Source organism: Arthrobacter sp. B0316-1-20, from assembly GCF_059091865.1.
Genome location: NZ_JBNHHC010000025.1, coordinates 84,805 through 93,840, shown reverse-complemented (window position 1 = coordinate 93,840; position 9,036 = coordinate 84,805). Strand labels below are relative to the sequence as shown.

Sequence of the window (9,036 nt, the reverse complement as noted above, 5' to 3'; positions counted from 1 at the left end):
CGGAACCGAAATACTCCCTGGACACCTACTTCAATTTCGACCAGCCCGCGCCCGATTTCGGTCTGGGAGAACCGGCCGACCAGGGGCCCGCATCAGCAGCCGGGCAGGAACAGGCAGGCCGGCGCGGGCTGGACAACCGCTTGGTCGCCGACGCCGTAACGAGATTCAGCGAGAATCCGGGGAAGGCGGCGGCGGTCAATGTGTTGCGCCACCTGATCGGCAGCGAAGTGTTGCTCGATGCCACAGATAACCCCGGGCGCCCGGGCATCAGCGTCGTCGAAGTCCACGGTTCGCCGTCCGTGCTCGCCTTCACCTCGCAGGAGAAGCTGGCCGAATTCCGGGCCTCCACGGGCCGGCCGGGGGCACCGGTGTCCTGGGTCCAGCCCGGCGAGGAACTGGTGAAGTTCGTCGACGGCCACCGGGACATTGCCTACCTCTACATCAATCCCGCTGGCCCCGCCTGCGCCCTCGGTCGTCCGGAAATCGGCTTCGCGGCCGGGAGCCTGGCCAATGTCGACCTGAAGCGGGCCGTGGCAAGCCAGAGCGGCACCGACGCCGTCGCCGAACAGCTCAAGCGGCCCGGCGCCGTCGTTCTGACGGTTGACCGTCCGGACGAGGGTGTCTCCGACGGAGGCCCGATCCTGCTCAAGGGCCAGGACGGCGGGCCGATTCTTCCCGTATTCTCGTCCGGGCCGGAAGTTGCCGCCTTCCGGCCGGCGGCGCGGTTCAGGGAAGTGCCGGCAACCTGGGCCATCGACATGCTGCGCCAGAGGCCCGAACTGTCGATGGTGGTGGACCCCGCCGGCCCGGAAGCGCTGCTCCGCGCCTCGGACTTCTGACATGGCAGCCTACCTGGGGCAGCTGGACGAAGCCCTGCTGGCGACAGCTGCAGAGTGGTTCGGGGGCCGCAGTTCCCTGGAGGACGGCGCCTGGACCGTCCGGAACAACTACGGCGTCCGGATGTCCATCGCCGCCGAGGCCGACGGCTTCGTCTTCCGGGACGTCATCGCGCCTTACTGGCCCGGGAAGCCGGAATACGTCCGCACCGCGGACCCGGAGGCCCTGCTGCGCTGCCTGTTGTTCCGGGCGGCGTTCTGGCAGCGCAAACGCCGCGGCCTGCGCTTTCTGGCTCTCTCCGACCAGGGGATGGATGACGCCGGCGGCTGGACGCTTCGCACCAAGCCGCACAAGTCGCCCGCCGTGCTCGAACGTACGGGACCCGGCGGCACCGTCACCGCCGGCTTTCCGGTGGCACGCGACGCGCGGATCTTCACTCGGTATGCTGCACTTCCGCTGGAGTCCCTCGTGGTGTCACTCGTCGCGGCGGACGGTGCCCCGCTGTTCGGGCCGGGCAGGCCGGGCCACGTTCTCCAAGGGCTGCCGGGCCGGCTGGCGGAACTGCCGCCCGAACGGATGGACAAGGCCGTCCAGTACGCCGCCCTAGCCGAACCGCTGATCCGTGACGATCAGTGGGCGTTCATGAACGCGGCCGGAGAGCGCACGACCGTCAGCGCGACAGCCGAAAGGTACATCCTGGACTTTGAAATGCCGCACGACAACGCGGACCGGAAAAGGTCCTACGTGCGCACCGAGGACCCGGACATACTTACGCGGTGCCTCTTGTTCCTCAGCGGCCGGGCCAACCGGTTCCTGGAGGCAGCGGACGCCGGGGACGGTTTCCTGCCCTACACCGACCGATACGGTTGCCGGGTCGAGGACCCCGACCAGGCCTACCCGGTTACCCTCACCGGCACCAGCGAGCGAGGGGAGTTCCGGGCCTTCTTCCCGACCGGCACCGGGGCGCGCCACCTGACCTATTACTCCGGGGCGCCCATCGAGGAGCTGCTGGCGTCGATCGAGTCGGACGACGGCTCGCCGCTGTTCGGCCCGGACCGGCTGGGAGCCGCCGGCTGAGGGCCGGATGATGCGGCAAGCCTGAGGAGCCGCACCGGTCCCTGGCCCGGCGACGCACCGCCGGCAGCCCATGTGGATGAGTGACGGGACGAAGCTTTCCGGGTCGTACGGCATCTGGCGAGGCGAAGAGATCGAACTGAACAGTACCCGGGCAGTCGCTGGAAAACTTGTCCTGATTCAGGATGGCGGGGAGCAGCCGGGTCCCGAATGGTCGCGACACACTTTTCCGAATCGTTTTGCTCGCACCCCGATTCGCTTCCGACGCATAGTGGATGCGAACGAGGTTTCGGAAGTTCATTCCATTCGTGCCACGGCAAAGCTGGACGCTGTGTCCGTTGAACTGCTGGCGGAGGACCACGAAGGTCGCCTAGCCGTCCGGACACTTGGCCAGGCTGCACCAAACTTCATGAACGGGTTCGTCGAGAAATTTGGGTTTGAGCGCTACGAGAATGCCTTTGTTTTCGGATGGGTTCCCCGGCACGCCCTCGCCGATATCACCATTGAACGCACTGAGCGGGACAAATGACGTCCCGCCATCCAACCGAGGCGCGGGAGGCCGGGAAGGGGGTTAGGCCATGTGGATGCAGGATGGAACGAAACTGACTGGCTATTACGGTACGTGGCGGAATCGTGAACTGGAACTGCGCTCACCGGTCTCATCCAGAGGCGAGTACACCCTTATTCAGGACGGGGGAGACCAGCCCGGGCCCGAATGGAAGCGCGACATCTTTCCGAACAGGTTCGGTCGGACGCCCGTGCGCTATCGTTTCCGCGTTCCGGAAGCCGATGTCTCCGATGTGCACGAGATCCTGACCACGGGCTTCGTCCCGCTGCACGACTCAACTGGCCACGATATACAGGTTTACGTGCGTGTCATCGCGCAGGACGATCAGGGCCGCCTAGCGGTCGAGACAGAACCCCGTGAACCGTGTCACCATTGGGATGCGCTGATCCGGAAATACGGATTCGAAGAATACGACCGTTCGTGGGTCTTCGGGTGGGTCCCAGGAAATGCGCTGACAGACCTCAAAGTCGAACGAATAGAACGATCGTCATGACTTTGACTGTCCTAGTTCAGGCCATGCCCCAGAGGACGGCTGGAGTGGAAATCGGAATATGTGGCGCAACGACGGCTCGAAACTGAGTGGTACCTACGGGACGTGGCAGGGACACGAATGGGAGCTGTGGAGTTCTGCTAGTGATCGCGGGTACCTGACTCTGGTTCAAGATGGTGGAGAACAGCCACGACAGGACTGGGAACGGCTGGATTTTCCCAACAGATTCGCTCGGACACCAGTCCGTTTCTACAAGGATGTCGACGCAGCTTCTGTCTCCGACGTCCATTCCGTTCGGGCGACGGCCAGGCTTGATAGCGTCGCCGTGGAGCTTCTGGCGGAGGACGGCGAGGGACGACTTGCCGTTCAAACGTTGGGTCCGGTACCGCCGAACTTCATGGATAGGCTCGTGGAGGAATTCGAGTTCGAGCGCTACGAGAACGCGTTCGTTTTCGGATGGGTCCCATCGCATGCCCTCGTCGGCATCTCTATCGAACGCACCGAGATATCAGAATGAATCCTGCTCGACACCCTGAGCGTCCACTCATATCAAGGTCGCGGCGCGAAACAGTAGGGGCATGGTGCGCTGTATGTGGATGAGTAACGGAACCAAGCTTTCAGGCTCGTACGGCACGTGGCGCGACGAGGCGTTCGAATTGGACAGCACCCGGCCGCTCAGGGGGAAGCTCGTCCTGATTCAGGATGGGGGCGACAGCCCGGGGCAGGAGTGGGCTGAGCAGCATTTTCCAAACCGGTTTGCCCGCACCCCGGTTCACTTCCGACGCATCGTGGACGCGAACGAAGTGTCGGACTTACATTCCATTCGTGCCACGGCCAAGCTGGACCGCGTGTCGGTCGAGCTGCTGGCGGAGGACCACGAAGGTCGCCTCGCCGTGCAGACTTTCGGACAGGCCGCACCGAACTTCATGGACGGGTTCGTGCAGGAGTTCGGATTCAAGCGCTATGAGAACGCCTTTGTTTTCGGATGGGTTCCACGACAGGCTCTCGCCGATATCGCCATCGAACGAACTGAGCGCCATGGATGATTTCCCGTCGTGGGGCGTCCAAGGTTCTGGGCGGGATATTCGACGGAGATCATTGGATTAGGGTGTGAACATGTGGCTTCGCAATGGAACTCCGTTGGACGGGATCTACGGAACGTGGAACGGCCGGGTGGTGGAGATCCAGCGGCGCACCCCCTACCAGGGGAGGCTGACGATCATTCAGGATGGCGGCGAGAAGCCTTCGCCGGAATGGTCCACACTGGAGTTTCCGAATCGGTTTGGCCGGACGCCTACCCGGCACTATCTGGAGGTTCCCGAATCAGAGGTATCCGATCTCCATGAGATCGCCGCTACGGGATCTGTTCCGCTCACCGGCAGCACGGGTCACGACATCCAGGCCCATGTGCGCATCATCGCGCAGGACCAAGGAGGGCGGTTGGCCGTTGAGACCATGCCGCGCGAATCCCGCATCCATTGGGATGCGCTCGTCCGGGAATATAGCTTCGAAGAATATGACCGCAGCTGGGTCTTCGGCTGGATTCCAGAGCATGCGCTGACGGATTTCAAATCGGAACGAGTGGAGCTGACAGCATGACCCGGACAATCCTGCAGAGGGCAGCGAGCCCAGTCTCGGGCCGCAACTACCTGCCCGGCAGCGGCCAGCAGGGGGTAGCACGTGTGGATGAGTGACGGTACGAAACTGACAGGTACCTATGGGACCTGGCAGGGGCGCGAATGGGAACTGGACGGTTCTGCTCCTTACAACGGCAAACTCACCCTTATCCGTGACGGCGGTGAGCAGCCGGGGCCGGACTGCAAGCAAATGGTCCATGAGAATGCCCTCGTGTTCGGCTGGGTCGAGCCACATGCCCTGCAGGACCTGAACATCGAGCGCACCGAGCGGGCGCACACAGCGTGATTAAGAGTGGAGCGAAAAGCATGACCCGGACAATCCTGCAGAAGGCCGTGAGCCCGGCCCTGAGCCGCAACTATCGAGCCAACTCCGCGGACACCGTGGCCGGCTACGTGCTGCGGGCGGCGGACGTCGTCGGGGCACGAACCCCGGACCTGCTGTTCGACGCCCACGGGCTGGGGTTTTCAGGGTCTCCGTGGCAGCGGGATGCGGAAACGATCGATGTGCTCCGCTTCCAGTCTCCGGTCGGGAACTACCTGCACGACGCGCTGGCTCCGGAGTTTGTGGACCGCGAGCCGTTCACCGGAACGGGCTTCACGTCCTGGAACGGTGGCCAAGCCCCGCTGTTCTATCTCGACGAAGTGCGGCTGCCGGCCGGCGCGGAACTCTGGCGCATCGGCCGAAACGGCTCGGAGGATCTCCTCGCGGTCTATGTCGATGTAGCCCGCGGCTGGGCGGCGGTCGCCGATGAGGCGAGGGTGGAGCCGAAGCCCGTACCGCCGTCGTCGTTGCTGGGCTGGCGTGCCACATGGCGCGGAGCAGATTTCATTGCCGACATGGTTGACGACGGCAACACCGTGGTGCTCGCATCGGCCGGGGAGCCCCCGGCGGACGTGTCGGGTTTCGCGAAGACCCCGCGGGGGGTCTGGCGGGCGAAGGTTGCGCTAAAGGACGTTACCGACCTCTACGAACTGAACGTCTCCTGCACCTTCAACGGGCTTCCTTTCCGGGTCCTCGATACCGCCATGGATGGCGACCGGCGCCTCTTCAGGCTCTCCTACACCGGTCACAACGCGGACTTCGCCGAGGGGATGCAGCTCGATATGGCCGATGCCGGGGTGTACCGGGCCATCGCGGCCGAGGACGACGTGCAGGATCTGCAATTCGTGCAGAACCGGCTGGCCGGCCTGCCGGGCGCCGGCCGCTGAGCGCTCCCTGCGCCAGATGAGACGCCCGGCACACCGTTAGGCGGCCAACCCGCGGGCATTTAGAATAGGAAACTGTGCGCTTATTGCGCAGGAGGATTCCACAAGAAGAAGGACTGCCCGTGTCTAACTCTGCCGAGGCCATCACCCAGCGTCCCCTGAGGGTGGCTATCATCGGCGCCGGACCAGCCGGCGTCTACGCCGCTGACATCCTCACCAAGGCGGAGCGGGACTTCGAGGTCAGCATCGACCTCTTCGACCGCTACCCGGCACCCTACGGCCTGATCCGCTACGGCGTGGCGCCGGACCACCCGCGGATCAAGGGCATCGTCAACGCGCTGCACAAAGTGCTGGACCGCGGCGACATCCGCTTCCTCGGCAATGTCGACTACGGCCAGGACCTGACCCTGAGCGACTTCCGGCACTTCTATGACGCAGTCATCTTCGCCACCGGTGCCATCAAGGACGCGGCGCTGGACATCCCGGGTGTCGAGCTTGAAGGATCCTACGGCGCTGCGGACTTCGTCTCCTGGTACGACGGCCACCCGGATGTGCCGCGGGAGTGGCCGCTGGAGGCCAAGGAGATCGCGGTCATCGGCAACGGCAACGTTGCGCTGGATGTGGCCCGCATTCTCTCCAAGCACGCCGACGATCTGCTCAGCACCGAGATCCCGGACAACGTCTACCGGGGCCTGAAGGGCTCGCCGGTCACCGACGTGCACATCTTCGGCAGGCGCGGCCCGGCCCAGGTGAAGTTTACCCCGCTGGAACTGCGCGAACTCTCGCATTCCCGCGACGTGGATATTGTGCTCTACCCGGAGGACTTCGACTTCGACGAGGGCTCCGACGAGGCCATCCGCACCAACAACCAGACCAAGACCATGGTCAACACGCTCACCAACTGGCTGGTGGAGGAACAGGACACCGGCGCCTCGCGCCGGCTGCACCTGCACTTCCTGCACACCCCGCTGGAGATCGTGGAGGGCACCGGGGACGGCGCCGGCCATGTTGCCGCCATCAAGTTCGAGCGCAACGAACTGGACGGCACCGGCAATGTCCGCGGCACCGGCGAAATTGTCGAATACCCGGTCCAAGCGGTCTACCGGGCCATCGGCTACTTCGGCTCCGAGCTGCCCGAGGTCGGCTACGATGCCCGCCGCGGCGTCATCCCCAACGAAGGGGGACGCGTGATCGACGAGGGCGGAAACCCCGTCCCCGGCATCTACGCCACCGGCTGGATCAAGCGCGGCCCCGTCGGCCTGATCGGCCACACCAAGGGCGACGCCTTGGAGACCATCGGGTTCCTGCTGGAGGACCGGCTGGACCTGCCGGCCGCCGACGAGCCGGACGAGGACGCCATCATCAAGCTGCTCGAAGAGCGCGGCGTCGCCTACACCACCTGGGAAGGCTGGCTGAAGCTGGACGCCCACGAGCGGGAGCTCGGCGCTTCCTTCGTCGCGGAAAACAACGACGACGGTGCTCCCGCCGTCGAGCGCGAGCGGGTCAAGGTGGTTCCGCGGGAAGACATGCTCAGGATTTCGCAGCACTGACGCGAAAGGGGAGGGCCGACGGGAAACCGGCGGCCCTTTCCGCGCCCGTGGCGTTTTCCCTAGCGCTTGACGTAGAAGCGCAGCACGTCGCCGCCGGGCAGTTCCACCAGTACCTTGTCGTCGCAGGGCGTGCTGAGGCTCGCTCCGGGGTAGGTGGAACGCAAGTTGTTGAGCAGTGTTTGATTCGGATCCGCGGACGGAATATCGAGCCCGCGTTGTTTGGGAGCCGGGCGGTGGAGCAAGGCCCGGAAGCGCCCTCCGCACCGCCGCAGCAGGGTCTGTACTGGAGCCACCATCGCTTTGTTGCCCGCTTCCTTGCTCGCTTCACTTCCGGCGGCCGGCCGGTCCGATTCCCCCGAGGTCGGCCCTTCCACCCAGTATGGGAGCCGCTGGCCGTTAACCCGTGAGGCGTTCCGGCAAGTCGCGGAAGAGTCTGTCATCCGTCCGGACCAGAGCCTGAGGGCCCAGCAGCTAAGCTGAAATCCGGCCGGATAGCCGACCGCTCCCGGGGAGCGCAACGGACCGGCGTCGCACCGGCAATGGTTTCGAGCAGCAGGAGGAAGCGCACCGCATGGCCAGGCCGCAGAACCCGCAGCGCAAGCCGCAGCTGCTCGAAGACATCCTGGTCTACCTGCAGGACAAGAACCTCTCCGACCTGTCCTTCCGCCCGCTGGCCGAGGCGCTGGGCATCAGCAGCTACATGCTGGTCTACCACTTCGGACACCGTGAACAGCTGCTCGAGGAGATCGTCCACCGGGTGGAGGTCCAGTTGGCGCCGCCGTCGCCGGAGCAGCTGGCCGGCTTAGACGCCCCTGCGCTGCGGCAGTTGCTGCTGCAGATCTGGGAACGTTCGCAGGGGGCGCAAAACCGCGTGCTTCAGCGGTTGGGGTTTGAGGCGGCCATCCAGCAAGCCGCTACCCACCAGACCGCGCCGCCGGGAACGGCAGTCCGGTTGCCGGGGCATGCCCGCTGGCGTGACGCCGCCGCCGGTTGGCTCAGTGCCCGCGGGGCCGCCGAGGAAAAGGCGGCAGCTGAAGGAGCGCTCTTCGCCGCCGGACTGTGCGGTTTGTGGTTCGGGCAGGTGGTCGTCGCTGAGCAGGCAGATCAAGCCGACGTGTCGACCGCGGCATTCCACCTGTTGCTGGGGCGTTTCCTGGAGGCGGCTCCCTAATAAATTTCTCAGCCGGGCTCCGCCGTCGTCATTCGGGTCAGGCTCGCACCGTGTGGGGGAATGAGCAACTACTCTGGGGGAGTGACCAACGAAATGCCGCTCAGTGAAGAACAGACCCAACGGATTGTCGGCATCGCCATGGATTTGGCCCGCGAGGGCAAAACCAGCGAGCTGGCGGAGTTCCTCGACCACGGACTGCCCGTGGATACGCTGGATCCGGACCGCAACACGCTGCTGATGCTGGCTGCCTACCACGGGCAGGAAGAGACTGTGGGCATGCTGCTGGGCCGGGGCGCCAATCCGGACATCCGCAACGTCCGCGACCAGTCCCCGGTTGCCGGCGCCCTGTTCAAGGGCGAGGATGCGGTGGTGGCCCAGCTGCTGGCGGCCGGCGCGGACGTGGACGCCGGGACGCCGTCCGCGCGCGATGCAGCCAAAATGTTCGGCCGCGAGCACCTGCTGGACAACTAGCCAACCCACGAGAACGAAAAAACTGCCCGGGA

13 protein-coding genes are annotated in these 9,036 nt (G+C 65.0%); 12 read left to right on the top strand and 1 reads right to left on the bottom strand.

Going from position 1 to position 9,036, the window contains the following annotated elements; all coding sequences use genetic code 11:
- The 10 genes from AC5RW2_RS29535 to AC5RW2_RS29490 form a co-directional block, all read left to right on the top strand.
- Positions 1 to 839: SseB family protein (locus AC5RW2_RS29535; RefSeq protein ID WP_494074812.1), on the top strand; the 839-nt coding region annotated here is incomplete at its 5' end.
- A gap of 1 nt (position 840) precedes the next feature.
- Positions 841 to 1,914: an Imm61 family immunity protein gene (locus AC5RW2_RS29530; RefSeq protein ID WP_493962332.1), complete on the top strand. Its 1,074-nt coding sequence runs from the start codon at positions 841 to 843 to the stop codon at positions 1,912 to 1,914.
- A gap of 76 nt (positions 1,915 to 1,990) precedes the next feature.
- The gene (locus tag AC5RW2_RS29525; RefSeq protein WP_493949389.1) at positions 1,991 to 2,440 is read left to right on the top strand and encodes a hypothetical protein; all 450 of its coding nucleotides are present in this window, start codon (positions 1,991 to 1,993) and stop codon (positions 2,438 to 2,440) included.
- A 49-nt stretch (positions 2,441 to 2,489) separates the two neighbouring features.
- Positions 2,490 to 2,972, top strand: coding sequence for a hypothetical protein (locus AC5RW2_RS29520; RefSeq protein WP_493962331.1), 483 nt, complete (start codon positions 2,490 to 2,492; stop codon positions 2,970 to 2,972).
- A gap of 58 nt (positions 2,973 to 3,030) precedes the next feature.
- Positions 3,031 to 3,486: a hypothetical protein gene (locus tag AC5RW2_RS29515; RefSeq protein ID WP_493949391.1), complete on the top strand. Its 456-nt coding sequence runs from the start codon at positions 3,031 to 3,033 to the stop codon at positions 3,484 to 3,486.
- 79 nt (positions 3,487 to 3,565) lie between these two features.
- Positions 3,566 to 4,015, top strand: coding sequence for a hypothetical protein (locus AC5RW2_RS29510; RefSeq protein WP_493962330.1), 450 nt, complete (start codon positions 3,566 to 3,568; stop codon positions 4,013 to 4,015).
- A gap of 94 nt (positions 4,016 to 4,109) precedes the next feature.
- On the top strand, positions 4,110 to 4,568 hold the full coding sequence (locus AC5RW2_RS29505; protein ID WP_493962329.1) for a hypothetical protein: 459 nt from the start codon (positions 4,110 to 4,112) through the stop codon (positions 4,566 to 4,568).
- A gap of 87 nt (positions 4,569 to 4,655) precedes the next feature.
- Positions 4,656 to 4,892: a hypothetical protein gene (locus AC5RW2_RS29500; RefSeq protein WP_493962328.1), complete on the top strand. Its 237-nt coding sequence runs from the start codon at positions 4,656 to 4,658 to the stop codon at positions 4,890 to 4,892.
- A gap of 20 nt (positions 4,893 to 4,912) precedes the next feature.
- Positions 4,913 to 5,815, top strand: coding sequence for a hypothetical protein (locus AC5RW2_RS29495; protein ID WP_493962327.1), 903 nt, complete (start codon positions 4,913 to 4,915; stop codon positions 5,813 to 5,815).
- A 119-nt stretch (positions 5,816 to 5,934) separates the two neighbouring features.
- On the top strand, positions 5,935 to 7,362 hold the full coding sequence (locus AC5RW2_RS29490; RefSeq protein ID WP_493949397.1) for an FAD-dependent oxidoreductase: 1,428 nt from the start codon (positions 5,935 to 5,937) through the stop codon (positions 7,360 to 7,362).
- Positions 7,363 to 7,421: 59 nt separating this feature from the next.
- Here AC5RW2_RS29490 and AC5RW2_RS29485 read toward each other — a convergent pair whose 3' ends face one another.
- Positions 7,422 to 7,655 (bottom strand): hypothetical protein, encoded by a 234-nt coding sequence (locus tag AC5RW2_RS29485; protein WP_494074811.1) that lies wholly within the window; start codon positions 7,653 to 7,655, stop codon positions 7,422 to 7,424.
- Between the two features lie 278 nt (positions 7,656 to 7,933).
- Between AC5RW2_RS29485 and AC5RW2_RS29480 the strand changes: the two genes are divergently transcribed.
- Positions 7,934 to 8,533, top strand: coding sequence for a TetR/AcrR family transcriptional regulator (locus AC5RW2_RS29480; RefSeq protein ID WP_493962325.1), 600 nt, complete (start codon positions 7,934 to 7,936; stop codon positions 8,531 to 8,533).
- Between the two features lie 93 nt (positions 8,534 to 8,626).
- Positions 8,627 to 9,004 carry an ankyrin repeat domain-containing protein gene (locus AC5RW2_RS29475; RefSeq protein ID WP_493962789.1) on the top strand — a complete coding sequence of 126 codons (378 nt, stop codon included), beginning with the start codon at positions 8,627 to 8,629 and terminating at the stop codon, positions 9,002 to 9,004.
- Positions 9,005 to 9,036: the final 32 nt, after the last annotated feature.